Source organism: Vulcanisaeta moutnovskia 768-28, assembly GCF_000190315.1.
Taxonomy (GTDB): Archaea; Thermoproteota; Thermoprotei; order Thermoproteales; family Thermocladiaceae; genus Vulcanisaeta; species Vulcanisaeta moutnovskia.
This window is the reverse complement of the sequence record NC_015151.1, coordinates 297,060-311,208: the sequence shown is the minus strand read 5'-3', so window position 1 is coordinate 311,208 and position 14,149 is coordinate 297,060. Positions and strand designations below refer to the sequence as shown.

Annotated in this window: 14 protein-coding genes; 3 read left to right on the top strand and 11 right to left on the bottom strand. The window is 43.8% G+C overall.

What is annotated here, in order from left to right; translation table 11 throughout:
* Positions 1-25: 25 nt before the first annotated feature.
* Positions 26-1,072: an RNA-guided pseudouridylation complex pseudouridine synthase subunit Cbf5 gene (locus tag VMUT_RS01705; RefSeq protein ID WP_013603699.1), complete on the bottom strand. Its 1,047-nt coding sequence runs from the start codon at positions 1,070-1,072 to the stop codon at positions 26-28.
* Between the two features lie 94 nt (positions 1,073-1,166).
* Between VMUT_RS01705 and VMUT_RS01700 the strand changes: the two genes are divergently transcribed.
* On the top strand, positions 1,167-1,850 hold the full coding sequence (locus VMUT_RS01700; RefSeq protein ID WP_048056805.1) for a hypothetical protein: 684 nt from the start codon (positions 1,167-1,169) through the stop codon (positions 1,848-1,850).
* Positions 1,844-2,272, top strand: a complete 429-nt coding sequence (locus VMUT_RS01695) for a GIY-YIG nuclease family protein (RefSeq protein WP_048056804.1) — start codon at positions 1,844-1,846, stop codon at positions 2,270-2,272. The genes VMUT_RS01700 and VMUT_RS01695 overlap by 7 nt, the downstream gene beginning before the upstream one ends.
* A gap of 14 nt (positions 2,273-2,286) precedes the next feature.
* Here VMUT_RS01695 and VMUT_RS01690 read toward each other — a convergent pair whose 3' ends face one another.
* The 3 genes from VMUT_RS01690 to VMUT_RS01680 form a co-directional block, all read right to left on the bottom strand.
* Positions 2,287-4,029, bottom strand: a complete 1,743-nt coding sequence (locus tag VMUT_RS01690; RefSeq protein ID WP_148224624.1) for a hypothetical protein — start codon at positions 4,027-4,029, stop codon at positions 2,287-2,289.
* A 158-nt stretch (positions 4,030-4,187) separates the two neighbouring features.
* Complete coding sequence (locus VMUT_RS01685) at positions 4,188-5,798, bottom strand: DNA topoisomerase VI subunit B (protein WP_013603695.1); 1,611 nt, start codon at positions 5,796-5,798, stop codon at positions 4,188-4,190.
* Between the two features lie 431 nt (positions 5,799-6,229).
* Positions 6,230-7,615 carry an MmgE/PrpD family protein gene (locus VMUT_RS01680; protein WP_013603694.1) on the bottom strand — a complete coding sequence of 462 codons (1,386 nt, stop codon included), beginning with the start codon at positions 7,613-7,615 and terminating at the stop codon, positions 6,230-6,232.
* Positions 7,616-7,709: 94 nt separating this feature from the next.
* Between VMUT_RS01680 and VMUT_RS01675 the strand changes: the two genes are divergently transcribed.
* Positions 7,710-8,417 (top strand): 7-cyano-7-deazaguanine synthase, encoded by a 708-nt coding sequence (locus VMUT_RS01675; protein WP_013603693.1) that lies wholly within the window; start codon positions 7,710-7,712, stop codon positions 8,415-8,417.
* Here the strand turns inward: VMUT_RS01675 and VMUT_RS01670 are convergent.
* The 7 genes from VMUT_RS01670 to VMUT_RS01640 all read right to left on the bottom strand — a co-directional run bounded on the left by VMUT_RS01670 (position 8,407) and on the right by VMUT_RS01640 (position 14,009).
* Positions 8,407-9,588 carry an aminotransferase class V-fold PLP-dependent enzyme gene (locus VMUT_RS01670; protein WP_013603692.1) on the bottom strand — a complete coding sequence of 394 codons (1,182 nt, stop codon included), beginning with the start codon at positions 9,586-9,588 and terminating at the stop codon, positions 8,407-8,409. The genes VMUT_RS01675 and VMUT_RS01670 overlap by 11 nt on opposite strands.
* Positions 9,589-9,612: 24 nt before the next feature.
* On the bottom strand, positions 9,613-9,825 hold the full coding sequence (locus tag VMUT_RS01665; protein ID WP_048056803.1) for a hypothetical protein: 213 nt from the start codon (positions 9,823-9,825) through the stop codon (positions 9,613-9,615).
* 40 nt (positions 9,826-9,865) lie between these two features.
* Entirely contained in the window at positions 9,866-11,704 is a 1,839-nt protein-coding gene (locus VMUT_RS01660) for a phosphoadenosine phosphosulfate reductase domain-containing protein (protein WP_013603690.1), read from the bottom strand.
* Between the two features lie 61 nt (positions 11,705-11,765).
* A complete protein-coding gene (locus tag VMUT_RS01655) occupies positions 11,766-12,134 on the bottom strand; it encodes a hypothetical protein (RefSeq protein ID WP_013603689.1) in 369 nt (122 codons plus the stop codon).
* 80 nt (positions 12,135-12,214) lie between these two features.
* On the bottom strand, positions 12,215-12,514 hold the full coding sequence (locus tag VMUT_RS01650; protein WP_148224623.1) for a hypothetical protein: 300 nt from the start codon (positions 12,512-12,514) through the stop codon (positions 12,215-12,217).
* Positions 12,515-12,597: 83 nt separating this feature from the next.
* A complete protein-coding gene (locus VMUT_RS01645; RefSeq protein WP_048056802.1) occupies positions 12,598-13,101 on the bottom strand; it encodes a hypothetical protein in 504 nt (167 codons plus the stop codon).
* A gap of 2 nt (positions 13,102-13,103) precedes the next feature.
* Positions 13,104-14,009: a molybdopterin-dependent oxidoreductase gene (locus tag VMUT_RS01640; protein ID WP_013603686.1), complete on the bottom strand. Its 906-nt coding sequence runs from the start codon at positions 14,007-14,009 to the stop codon at positions 13,104-13,106.
* Between the last annotated feature and the right edge of the window lie 140 nt (positions 14,010-14,149).

Below are 14,149 nucleotides of genomic sequence, written 5' to 3'. Positions count from 1 at the left end.
TATAATTGAAGTAATAAAGCTATTACTACTCCTTCCCCTTGGTATTGTCTTGCTGCTTCTCCTCAACCTTACCCTCTGCTTTCTTTTTCTTCCACATTGATGGATACGTGCCTTTTTTCATAATTACTCTGGTAGTCTTAATTGCAATACCGCGCTGGGCATTCATTATTTCATCGCTTGTCATTTCCGCATAGCCTAGAGCCACTAGTTCATTCTTTAAAGTCATGATTGCCGTTAATGATTTCCTCTTTATATTATTCGTTAACTTAACAATGCCAGGAACAGCCAATGCGGCTCCATGACAAACCGCATCGACTGCGGAGTCCCTGATCCAGACCTTGGGTAAATGCCTAACCATGTACTCAACAGGTTTTACATAAGTTCTCAGGAGATCCTCAATGCCATAATCCCTATAGAGCGTGTATGCATCCTTAAGATCCTGCAGTGTAATTGTCTCCTTCTCAGTGAAGCAACCAACCCTAATTCTTCTGAGCTCCCTCATGTTTGCGCCAACTCCAAGAACCTCACCAATATCATAAGCAAGCTTCCTTGCGTATGTCCCTGATTCCACATTCATCCTTATTAATGCGTACTTACCATCCCTCTCGAGAAGCTCAAGCTCATAAACATGCTTAACCCTCAACTGTCTCTTAACCGCACTCCTCAATGGCGGCCTTTGATAAATGGCGCCGGTGAACTCCCTAAGTACAGCCCTCAACTTCTCATCATTAACATCCCCATGCATCTTCATAACCATTACGTACTCCTTATCCAACGTATTAATTGCAGGCATAGCCTTCGTAGACTCTCCAAGCGCTATAGGTAATACTCCAGAAACCCCTGGATCAAGCGTACCAGAATGACCTGCCCTATCAAGATTAAGCATCTTTTTAATCCAAGCAGCAACCTCATGGCTTGTTGGTCCCCTCGGCTTATCAATAACCACAAAACCATACTTGAGGTAAAGATCCATGGGCCTCTTCTCTGGCGGTACGCCCCACTCTGGGTTTGTTTGCTCATTAGCTATCCTAACGAGAACCTCCGTTTCATTACAATAGCTCGGTAATGACACGCTCAATCATATTACGAATGTTATGAAATTATAAAAGCCTATCTCCGAATTACGATAAATTAACTTTTATTTTACCCCACATTATTATTCACGAGTGCCCAACATAAAAACATTAATTATAGTGATCTTAGTGTTGATACTCGCGATAGTACTTGTGTATTTGGTACATTCGTTATATATGATTAAGAATGGGACTGCTGTAGATAATATCTACGTTAACACAGTTAAATATAATGAATTACTAAATAATTATACAAACTTACTGGTTAAGTATACTGTATTACTTCAGGAATTAAATGAGTGCATGGCCAATGAGAGCTCGGTACAATACCAGGGTTCATTAAGCCATAGGATTACCATTGCAAGTAACCTGGTCCTAAATACCACATTATCAATAGTGAACTGCAATAGCTATTCACTTCAATCAGCAAAGGAACTCTACTTTGAAACAAAGGGACCCGGCTATCTAGAAATAACGTATAGGTTATCAAATCCCCAGGTGATTTCAGGCTCTGTCTCATACTACGTATACATAATGGCCCAGGCAATGCCATCAATTCCAATAACTGCTGTATACACTTATGAGAGCTCGACGTATGCCTATGAGGCTGGTCAATATGGACAATTAATTATTCCAGTCCTGCCAAACTCAACATACACCCTCAACATCGGATTCACGTGCTACACCACCGAGTATTATCCGCCAACGAACGCAGGCACGATAGTTAATAGCGAGATCCCGGAGAGTGCCGTTATTAATGTGACCTACGTATGGTGAAGGCATTAAGTTATGTAGCCCTATTCAAATGCAGAGGTGGTTATGTAATTACGAGGGGTAGGAAATTTGCAATAGGTAATGGACTTTATGCGTACGTGGGTTCATGTGGTAATGCATGCGCAGCACGCATAGTTAGGCACCTTGGTAAGGTCGTTAATAGGTTTTGGCATGTTGATTACCTACATGACATATGCAATGAAGTTGCCGTCATGGTACTACCCTTTAAGGAAGATGATGTTGCTAAGGCATTGCTCAGCAGGTTCTCTGGAATCTTAGGTTTCGGAAATAGTGATAAGAAGGAGAATAAGACGCACCTATTTAGGATAGGTCCAAGTAATGAAGATATCACTAAGGCCTTACACGTATTAAATGTGGTAATTCACGAGACCTTAAACAGTAAAGCACGAAATTTTAAGTATTAAGATCGCGATCAATTTTATGAATTACATTGATAACCATACTCAGGCTGTAGATAGTAACTGGTGTAGTTTATTATCATGCCCATGGGCCAGTAATAAGTATTGCCGGTGCTCGGATTGTAGGCCTCAACGCCTAGGAACGTGGTATAGAAGTTGTAATTATTGGGGTTAAATTCAATGGCTACGTTGGCGTTTTCGTAGAATTGAACCTGCTGTGCCGTAGTTGGTATCATGAAGCCCACGGCAGTATCCACTATACTGAACACAGTACTTAATGCTACCCCAGCGGGTGGGCTAATAAAGGAAATAAAAATACTAGCGAGCACTGAACCTACAGCATAGGCTATGCCGGCTGGTGTTGGACCATATGAACTAATAACGTTATCAAAGAAGTACGCAATCTCATTAGATGTTACACCGCTGTACTCAATATTGCACTGAGTACTTACGCCGTTAGATGAGCTAAACCACGACCCATCAGTTATCAATTGCGAGATGCTATAGCCCGTACTAAAGTACCCATTGAACATGCCACTCACGGGTCCATTACCCATGTCAATGCCGGGCAGTAGATAAAGGGTATTGCCACTTCCTGGGTAGGAATCGGATGCCAACCCTAGCACGTAAGTACCGTTAGCCCAGATGCCCGTTGAGGGTTGGTACCACGAGACAAACGCTACGTAGCTATCGAAGTATAGATAGACGAAACCAGGGCCATTTACCTGGTATATCAATCCGCCATTCTGCGTACTCTCCTGATACGTGCCTTCGGATAATGATAGGTCAGGTTGAACCTCAACAAACGACCAACCATTTGCCAACTCAATATTCATATTTTGGTTGAAGGTGATTAACGGTCCTACCAAATTAATGAAGGAGTACCCCGTTGATGGGTTCGTCTCGTTAACCGTCCCATAAAATCCATTACCTGATGGAACCCCACCATACACATCCCAAAAGCTGAATAACTCTATACCTGAGTTTGACAGCGCATTCTCGCTCCAACCTATGAAGAATTGAACGAGAGGTCCCTGATATTCCTGGCAATCCTCAAGGACCCAACCACTGCCTGGCTCTGGCGCGTATGTATCACTAATTTCACAGCTACCCACATACGTATAGCCATAATTACCACCGCCACTGCCTGGCGAAGTATTAACCTGGGGAGTATTAACTGGGTCTTTTATTGAATTATACAATGCTGAGCTTGGCATTGAGCCCTTACCTCTTATAACTATTGGTTTGATACTACTCATATTTACTATTGATACTATTGTTAATGGTTTATTCCAGGTTATGTAGCTTGGTGGGTACGGTATTGCTATAAACGCATTATAGACCTCGTCGTTGTTTATATACGTAACTATGGCGAGTAATGATGGCCATACCGCATCTCCATAATGACTAAACCATGCCTCTGAGGCATTAATTACCGATGAGTTATCTAATGCGATGCTAACTAAGCCGAACCCTCTGTAATATCCAATGGGTATTATGTACCTCTGCGTAATTGCGAATAGGCTAACGGTAATATTAATGGGTTTATTCTGGAAATACGCCCTAATGATGAGCTGTGGCTCGCTTACCGAGCTATAGTTGAAGTACTCGATTATCGAGTACGGAGTTTTAATTACCTTAAAAGGCCTTAATTGGGTTGTGAATTGACTCGCTGATGATGCTGCCAACGTAATTATTGCGGTTATAGCCATAATTAGTATTGCGATAATTAATAACCTTCTTAAGGTCGTGTACATAGTCATTAAGTTCTTTCTTATGCACGGATTTTTTTACTCCGGCTGTTCAGTGAAAGTGAGCCGATCAGAATTGAAAATAATAAAGGCAAATAGAGCATAAAGGCTTAAGTTTATAATCTCTATACGGTTATGTTTATTAATGATGTTGCTGGTGCGTCTGAGTGTCATGATGATGGCTCGTGATCCTGAGCTTCACTGTTATTCTCATCCTCACTAGATAATGAGTTGTTAAGTAAATCTTCGAATCGCCTAATTTTCAGTTTCTCCTTTATTAGGGTAGTCATGCTACTCCTTAACTCTTCAATGTCGGCCTTGGTTACGTATGATAGGGCGTTGACGACTTCCTCAGCATACATACTAAATATTGCGTATTTCATGAGGAGTTCTTGCTCCTTCTCCTTCCTCGTTATGTAAAGCCTGAGCTTCCTAGCCACCTCCCTAATGGCATTCCTTACCTCGGACTCTATCTCAGGGACTTCCGCAATTGCCTCCTTACCCGCACTTGCGTATGGTATCTTCGTTGAGCATATGTGGACCACAATGGCCAGAGGGGCTGGGAACTTAACCTTATACTGCGTCCAATCTATCTCATCAACGATCTTCCTAATAACATCATTACCCTCGTCATATATTAACGGGACCTTATTAGCGAATCTATAAATGATTGGGTTGTCACTCGGTTCAATGGCGCCTCCCCATGCAAGGGCAGCCTCGACAATGAATGGATTACCCATGTATGAACTCGGCTTCCTAGTCACGGTAAACACAACCTCAGGCCTAAGCACAAACTTAACACCCTCAGCAAGTATGTCCTCACCTATTGGTGATAACCAATCAGCCCTCGGTCTCCTCCACCCATTAAACTCCCTCATCTTAGTTACGAAATTAATTAATTCATCATTAATGAGCTTACCCACGGGCATGTCTGGTTGCAATCCCACGAAATCTATAAACGTCTTTGCAATGGTCTCACCAACACCATCAAAATTCTCAGTAAGAAACTCAAGCAGCGGCAGGTCTGGATTTTTCTGTATTAATTGCTTTATCAATTCCACATCAACACTCTTGGGATGAGGGAGACCCTCCTTAGGTGGGTCGGGCATTTTAGTCGTTACCCTCGGTATTTTTATGGCATCGTCCTCATCAGGTCCCCTAAGAACAAACTCCGCATACGGCGCTACCATGGCGGTTCTCCTCAGATACTCCTCAACCCTCCGCTTTGCCTTAGACCAATCGCCCTCAAGCACTACCCTTATTGCTGTGCCATGCCACCCATACTTATTCTCCATGGTTCTCTGAGACATGATTACAGGCTCATTCTTTGTAATGTCTATCATCAGTTGATACTCATAAATAACATTACTCCTCAAAGGTGCGCTTCTAACTAGGATTGGCGTATTAGTAGTTGATTGGGCATATAGGACCACCATCTTGGCTCCAAGCCCAAATATACCCCTATGCTGCTTAATTCTATACTTACTACTGTAGAATACCCTGCCGAAGACGTTCGGTATTTCATCCCCAGGTATACCAATGCCATTATCCTCAACGTAAATACTAATCCAACTCCTAGATTGATTTGCATAATCAATGTATATCTTTATGCTCGGCAGTATCTTAAATGTCTCAGTGGCATCGAGACTATTCTCAACGAGCTCCCTAATAGTCTGATAAATAGCCCTAGTCGGATTGCTAAATCCCGCTATCTCTCGATTACGCCTAAAGAACTCAGCCGGCGATAAAGCCTCAAACTTAACAATATCGTTAGTACCCATGATCTAGAGCCTAGGAAACGAGAACCAATTTAAACTTTTTGCATTCTATAATATGCGAAGATTATTAATAATCAACAAGGCCCACGATACATAAACCCTCACTACCTCATTAAGCTACATAAAAACGACGCCTAAAATAAAATCTTAAGTAATAAAATACCTAATTACGTGGATAATGCTTACAGCGCCACAGGTCCTAAGCACCATTATTTAGGCAATCATAGTCACAGTAATTGAGATACCAAAGGCGATGCTCATGACAATGATAATGGGTATAATAATATTCTTTGTGCTAAATGTAATTTACGGAAAAGTAAGCCTTGAGTCAAAAAGGAAATGGACCACTAATGCCTTGGATAGATTACGTGAGTATAACATGAAATCTATGCATCCTTTACCTGAGATTTTATTATAAATATCACTGCACGTGTTTATATGACTATTGCCTTGAGAATTTGCTTAATATCCTTTAAATTCTCGAGGTTCCTCACGAGGTTTATCACCGTACTCATTTGACTCAGTGTTAATAAACCATCAGTTAACCTCCTGAACTTATCCTCAACCTCCTCATCGGTCATTGGGTTCTTTGGATGACCTCTGGGATGATCAACCTGCGCAGTTAATTCTTTACCGTTTCTGAACTTCACGGTTATCCTATTGGGTATTGCCGATGGGTATAGCTTATCAAGCTCTGGATCCACATTAACCTTCATCTTCCTTATTAATGAAAGAACTCTAGGGTCGCGTATATTCTCGGGCTTGTAGTGGTATAGCTCAACGGTACCGTAAAGTAGCGCCACCGCCGTTACCCACATTAGGCTGTGGTCCGCAGTCTCCTTCGTCTTCGGATCCCACTTTTCAGGGTCCTTAACTATTATGTCGTAAGCAGCCTTAAAGGTGTCTATGGTTATTGACTCAACATCATCAGGCCCAACGGTCTTGCCATACTCCTGCCTAATCATTCTGGCCGCATCAACCGCTGACTGTGCATGGTATTCCACGGGGTACGGCTTTATGTACGTGTCGAGGATCCTCTTTGGGCTCGGCATTGAGCTTAATTCGAGAATAATCTTATCATTGAAGTCCCCCGCCAACAATTGCTTTACAAAACCCATCTCACCCTTTAACGGCGCGTCAGGTCCTGTAAAACCCTCCTTAGCCAATAACACGGCAAACACGGCGTTCCTTGAGGAGTTAGCTGTTGCCGCTGCCTTCCAATGACTCAACTCACCAACCCTCGACTGTCTCATGGCCGCATGCGGTACAGTAGCAATTGATAGAGCGTTTAATGCCTCATTCTCATTAAGGCCCATGAGTTTCGCAAGACCTGCCGTCACTGCTATGCCTATGTAGTTAACGTGGTCCCAACCATGAAGCCTGAGACTACCCGCATCACAAAGCCTAATGCCTATCTCATACGATGTGGCTATAGCCGTTATCAAATCCTTACCACTCAATCCCTTATGCTCCGCGGCCGCAAATAACGCAGGAATCATATCACTTGGATGAAGCGGCTCCTTACCCAGGTAAGTATCGTTATAATCAAGGTATCTAACCATCAGGGCGTTAGTAAATACCGCCCACTCAATTGATGAAGTATCCAATGTGCCCCATAGCGTGGCCTCGACATTTGATCGATGATTCTTAGCAACACCTCTGGCTATCTTAATGGGCTCGGCCATAAATGCCGCCAGGGCAACTCCAAGGCCATCGAGAATCCTACGCTTAACCTCATTAATAACTTGTTGATCCAGATCCTCAAACTTAACATTGAGGGAGTAACGTATTATGGCCTCACCCAGGGAATCCCTAGCCATATTACTTAATGCAGTATTGCCTTGGTTTTAATGCATTAACCTTAATGAATAACCACAAAACTACTTATTAATCATAATGTTAAGGCATTAATACGTGAAGAAAAGAGCCATTTTATTATTATCCGGTGGTATTGACTCGGCTGTAGCGCTATACCTACTCAAATCGCGGAATTATGATGTAGTTGCCATATCAATAAATTATCCAGGAAGAGGAGAACGCGAAAGAGAGTCAGCGAGGATACTCGCTAAGTTAACAAATACTAGGTTAATAGAGGTTGATATACCGTTCATGAAAGAAATCGTGGAGCTATGGAACAATAAAGAGGAGAGACCTGAACACCTAAGGGATGCACATCCAAGTACAATACCTGCCAGGAATGCGATAATATACGCAGTCGCCGCATATTACGCTGAGATACTGGGAATAAACATCATAGTGGCTGGCCATAATGCCGATGACACGAAGTACTTCCCAGACACATCAAGAATGTTCAGGAAAATAATATCAAGGGCATTGACAATAGGGACCCACATAGGTAAAACCAAGGGACTAAGGGTTATTGCACCATTATCAAAACTAAATAAGACGGAGGTCGTTAAGTTAGGCCTCAAGCTAGGTGTGCCCTTTGAATACACGTGGTCCTGCCACAACAATTATGATAAGCCATGTGGCCAATGCAGTGGGTGTCTAGCAAGGAAGAGAGCATTTGATGAGTTGGGCGTTAAGGACCCACTCGAGGAAGCGATAAATAGCGGAAGGGATTGGTGGTTATTGAAGAAGAAATCATTACTCAAGCCCTAGACTTAATATACGTCTTCAATACCTCGATGAATTTATCGATCTCATCGGTGGTATTATAACCATGTGGAGAAATCCTAATGGTTCCAGGTCTTGGAGAAACAACAATATTATTCCTGCTAAGGAACTCCGCTAGATCGTAGGGGTTCGAATACTCGAAGGTTAGTATTGATGAGTGACTGCCAAGCGGTGTCGTTACCTTAAGCCCTAAATCCCCTAGTGAATTCGCTAAGCGTCCAATTAATTTGTTGGTATGTTCCTCAAATCTATGCGGTACTTCGTACTTGAGTAGTAGTTTCATTGATGCTAGTGTTCCTTCGAAGGCTATTATTGGCCAAGTACCCCATTCAAGCCTTGCAGCGTCTCTGGCTGGTATGTACGTGTTTATGTCTATTGGTCTCTTAAACAATTTCTCATTCCTCAACCTCCTACTTACCTGGTTATCATCAATCCCCATCCACCCTGAGAATGATGGTTTAAGCCTACTTAGTAATTCATCATTTACATAGACGAAGCCAGCGCCATGAGGCCCAAGTAACCATTTGTATGAACCCGTAATTAGAGCATCAACATCATCCCTAGCAACATCAATTGGTAAAACACCGACTGCGTGAAACGCATCACTTATAAACACAGCACCCCTTGCATGGGCAATCTCAGATATTTCCCTAATCCTCTCCTTATACCCCGTTATCCATGATACATAATCAACGAAGACTACCGCAGTATTATCATCAATGAGCCTCTCATAATCCTCCAAAGGTACATAACCATTAACGGACTTTGCAATCCTAACCTCCCTGATTAATCCTCGGGATTTAAGTGCGTGAAATGAGAAGACACCTGTTGGAAAGTTGAGTGGACTAATAACTACGTTACTACCTGGCTTAAATTCCATGGCTGATAATAATGCATTGAGTCCGTAGGTTGCACTGGGTACGGCAGCAATATTCTGCCATGATGACGCACTGATTAATTGCGCAAAGACCCTCTTGGCCTCAACAATGTGATCAAGTGCTAATTCCCATGGTTCACCCTCCTCCTGCCACAGATTAAGGAAGTTATTGACCGCTTCAGCAGCATCCTTCGTTAAAGGACCAGCTCCCGCATTATCAAGGTATACCTTTCTTCTGGTTATTTCTATTCGATTCCTGAGTTCCTCAAGCCAACCCATTAATTAGGTAAGTAATAAGTGGAATTAATTTTTATCGCATCTACTCAATAACTCCATTATTACCTCGATAATGGCCTTCATGACGGAGACCCTGGTCGGTTCATCAACCTTAACACAGGTACCAAACTCTATGCACAACTCATCCAGGTACTGAAGCACGGTACTAAACTCCTCACTTGGGTTAACCAACCAATCAATTAGGTGGTAAATGGCCTTAACAGTCTCCTCCCTATCCATCAATAATAACACTCACTAAATAATTAATAAGGCAATAAATTCAGGCGCCACGAACCTCAGAACGACGATAGACCAAGTACTGAGCTGACGGACAGGCCTTAGAACAAAGCAGGCAGTTTATGCACCTGTTCTCATCAACTATGAATGAGGGACCTGAACCAATCCTCCTTAAGGCCTTTGTTGGGCACCAGTTGATGCATAGGTTGCACTCACCACATATTGATGCCCTAGCCACAAAGCCTGCAATGTGAACTCTCAATTCCTTATTGACTGAGGAAATCACCACTTTGTTATTACCCTGCTCAACCTTGGCCTCGGCCTCTCCGAACTTGCCCCTCACAATGTATGAACCATTAACGCTCTCCACAGTGCCGAGCATCTTTAAGAACTCCATGAAGGTGTCCAGATTGATGGGTTTGTTAACATCAACTATCAGTGACTCACCATCACCACTAAACCTGACTGGGTACTTAACCCTGAAACTCACCCTAACCCGGCTACGGATATCGCCTGGCCAGCTCCTCCTCCAGCGCCAGAGGCCGTAATCAATGAATTCGCTTGGTAATTCCTGGCTGGTCGAGAATTCCCTGAGTACCTTGATAAGCCTCGTGTAAATACCGGGGTATTTCTCACGCACAATCTCAAACTCTCCCAACTCATTCGCCGGGCATATAACACAGCCGAGCCTATCAAAGCCATACTCATAGGCCTTATTATAAGGCAGGTTCCTCAGCAATATGTAACCCCAGACCTCGAGCGCTGTCCAGTCTTGTATTGGAGCAACAACAATATCCCTAGTAACCCACTTACTAACCGAGATCCTGGGTAACCTAGCCCTTTGGAACGACTCAAGGGCCCTCTGGCCAACAACACTTATGAAACCCATTGGAAACCTGCGCAGCATTTCATCGGTTATTGGCCCAAGCTTTATCACCTTACAGCACCAGCGGTAGTCTCTGGCTGGTGGTCCGAATTCCCTAATCGCCTTCCAATACATATCCTCTGCCGAGGCTATGATTAACTCGGCATTGTAGAGCTTCGTAACCTCCCTAACATTGCCATAGGACTCTAGTGGTTCGAGACCCGTGTCATTAAATAATACGTAGAATTTAACGCCTGTCTTTGACACAAGGTCGAGGGTTACCAGCGAGTCCTTACCGCCTGAGTACGAAACCACAACTGGCTTCTTATACTCGCTGAAGACCTTCCTTAGGAATTCTATGGCTTTCTCGGCCTTATGCTCTATGTAATCCCTATTTAACTCGATGAAATCCTTCAGCGTGCTGGGCTTGGGGCTTGGCAGTGGTCCCTTTGCTAACCAGCTCTTGATTATCCTGAGCCTGCTACCCCTCATTGACTTAGCAATGCCGTGGTATCTACCGTCCTCCGTGGACACCGCAACGTGCACATACCTCTCGCTGGGTAGGTTACCCCTGGTGATTAACTCCTTATGAACATCATACCTCCCGGGAAGCTTGTTTAATCTAATTATGGCCCAGTAACCAAGGCCCCTATTAATCATCTCAGTAACGCCCTCGTACAACGGCCTGAACCTCCACATTCTCCTCCCTATATCATAAAACCTATGACCGATCACCCTACCTCTCGTGATGACCTCATCAGCTTGGTCTGCATAGCCAGGTATTTTATTGAGAAGGATGACCTCATTATCGGGTATTAATAATTTAGCCAACTCTTCATTTCCAAACTCATTAATCACAGCCCTCCTAGTAATCTCGACATCGGCAGGAAAGGCAGGCCTAACATCGCCAGGCTTGGTAATACTGACGATACTCATTGATGAGCATCGCCTAGCCCCTAAGTCCTTACTAAGTACTGGCACGTTTAAGTCATCACACCAATAAATCACTGAGGGCATCTTACAGCGGGTTTAAGGATAAGGAAGATAAATTTAATTCTTTTGACGAAGCCGGAAGCACTCACTTCATGTTCCTCATTAACTTCTGCCGTGATCCCTCATCAAGTAGTTGTAACACTCTGCCCACAATTGCCTGGTCTCTGTTTTGCAGGTTCTTATCTAGGCTTGAGACTACCCTGCTCCTTAATGCCAGCCCCGCCTTAACAACCTCGTCTGGGTACGAGGCCAGGATCTTCATAGTTGTCTTGCACCAATTAATGTACTCATCATCAGCGGCCCTTTTGGCGAGGGTCTCAATGACTCCTCGAAGTGCCTGGAATGCCTGGTCCTCCTTTAGCGTGAATAGCATTTGTAGTATTGACCTTATTTGTTGCTCACGCTGGTTCTCGGGTAATCGGGCTATCTGTATTGGGTCTACCTGCGAACTCATTGACTATTGTTAATGTATTGCCAAAATAAATGAATCCCGGCACACCAGTAAAAATAACAAAACCCAAATTAATCCCGGTTTTACGGAGGCAGTAGAAGACGCAGTGGGTTACCGACATCCCTTAGGAAGTCGCGGAGTTCACGCCTAACATTCTCATCGCGCAGGATCTCGATTATTAAGGCCTTGAGCGATGACCTGAATTCCCTATCATTTATGACAGACAACATTGATGAAATGACTATCTTCCTGAGGTTTGGGTCATTAACCAGGTCCGCCAGTACCACCTGTATTAATGGCTTGATAGACGTTAGTATCCCGGTCACGAGCATCTCCTGGTTAATAACCTGCCCTGCCTGCACAGATTGCTTGTCATTACTCATTAACATACTCATTAAATCAATGGGTTAAAAACCTATGTATTATCCCAAGCGGGAGTGCGGGGTGGCGTCAATGCTGTGCTTAATTAAATAATCACTAATAGGCTATAGAGGTACATGGTGATTAGGAAGAGCACTATGAGCACTGAGGGTATGACGTAGGTATAAAGCGGTCTCCAGGTAATTCTCCTCCTTATCAATGCAAGACCGATGCCACTGGCTATATGTAGTATGAAGAAGAGCGATAATGGTGCGATTAATAGTATGTGCAATTGAAGGGCTAACCCCCTAGTCAAGGCGCCGAACGTTAGGGAATACACTATAGACGAAGTCGCGGGCCCAGCACCAAATCCCGTAATTGCCTCGGCAATGGACAACGCAAGTAATATCCATGCAGTCCTCCTCTGAAAACTCGGTGAGTAGATTGAGTTAGCAATGTCGATGCCGAGGGCTGGGTAAACCGCCATCACAATACCAGGCACTGCGATGAACCATGACTTGAGATACATCGCTAAAGCCATCGTTAGGATGCCGGGGTATATCAGAGTGGTCTTGTTGATGCGTAAATCACTAATACGCAGGGACTGCATTGTTAATCACCGTTCTTCCTAGCAACGTCTGGGTAACCCCTCGACTCCCAATAGCCCAGGTAATTCTCGTTAGTCACCGTGATCTTAACCAACCACTTAACGTATTTATAGCCCCACCACCTAGGCACGACTAACCTAACGGGGTAACCGTGAGTCGCCAGTAATGGTTGCCCATCAGCCATAAACGCGATTAACGTGTCATCCTCCATCGCCTTCCACAACGGTAAATCACTTGTGTACCCATCAGCACCATAGAGTATTACCTTAGTCGCACCCGATTGAACACCCGCGGCATTTAACACGTACTTCAGGGGTACTCCGATCCACTTAACCATCGCCTTTAGGAAGTATGGGTCTGAGACACATTGTAGTGTGTCTATGATCGTCGTGGTCGGCATACTCGTCAGTTCAGAGTATGTTAGGTTTAATGGATTATTCACGAGCCCATCAACCACCAGCATGTAATTGCCGATATTTACCTGGGGTGTAGGCCCTATTTGCACGATATACCAATCGTCCAGTGGTGTTAAACTTACGTTAGTAACATTACTAGTGCTACCCGTGTTATTTGTGGCATTGCTTACCGCAACCGCATCGACGTTTACCTGCTGCGTCTTGTTTGTGGGGAAGGTCTTAATGGCCGATATATGCGATACGGTTGGTACGGTTATGTTGACCGTGGACCCATTAGTGATTAATTGATTTGCCCTGGGCTCATTAATTACGGAAGAAATTGCGGAATTATTGGCGGTAGTGCTTTCAATGCCCTGACCATTATTGGTTATTGCATTGGGTATCATACTTGCGAGCATTGCGGCAGCACCGGCGGTTAGTAACATGGTTAGGAACCTCCTCCTACTACTAATGCCCATATTCCTTGACCTCCCGCCCTCAGTGTTACTTGGCATCGGTGAGTATGTAATCGGACCGTTAAATAATGCTTATTCATAATCCCTTACAAACTTATTACTAATCTCCATACCCTAATTTATTCATAATTTTGTAACAACCCCAATGGCTATTACTAATTTATGAATTATAGCCCTAG

Coding starts and splice junctions, on each gene's coding strand:
- VMUT_RS01695 (WP_048056804.1), top strand. CDS start 1,844: ATGGTGAAGGCATTAAGTTATGTAGCCCTATTCAAATGCAGAGGTGGT.
- VMUT_RS01690 (WP_148224624.1), bottom strand. CDS start 4,029: ATGACTATGTACACGACCTTAAGAAGGTTATTAATTATCGCAATACTA.
- VMUT_RS01685 (WP_013603695.1), bottom strand. CDS start 5,798: ATGGGTACTAACGATATTGTTAAGTTTGAGGCTTTATCGCCGGCTGAG.
- VMUT_RS01680 (WP_013603694.1), bottom strand. CDS start 7,615: ATGGCTAGGGATTCCCTGGGTGAGGCCATAATACGTTACTCCCTCAAT.
- VMUT_RS01670 (WP_013603692.1), bottom strand. CDS start 9,588: ATGGGTTGGCTTGAGGAACTCAGGAATCGAATAGAAATAACCAGAAGA.
- VMUT_RS01665 (WP_048056803.1), bottom strand. CDS start 9,825: ATGGATAGGGAGGAGACTGTTAAGGCCATTTACCACCTAATTGATTGG.
- VMUT_RS01660 (WP_013603690.1), bottom strand. CDS start 11,704: ATGCCCTCAGTGATTTATTGGTGTGATGACTTAAACGTGCCAGTACTT.
- VMUT_RS01655 (WP_013603689.1), bottom strand. CDS start 12,134: ATGAGTTCGCAGGTAGACCCAATACAGATAGCCCGATTACCCGAGAAC.
- VMUT_RS01650 (WP_148224623.1), bottom strand. CDS start 12,514: ATGAGTAATGACAAGCAATCTGTGCAGGCAGGGCAGGTTATTAACCAG.
- VMUT_RS01645 (WP_048056802.1), bottom strand. CDS start 13,101: ATGCAGTCCCTGCGTATTAGTGATTTACGCATCAACAAGACCACTCTG.
- VMUT_RS01640 (WP_013603686.1), bottom strand. CDS start 14,009: ATGCCAAGTAACACTGAGGGCGGGAGGTCAAGGAATATGGGCATTAGT.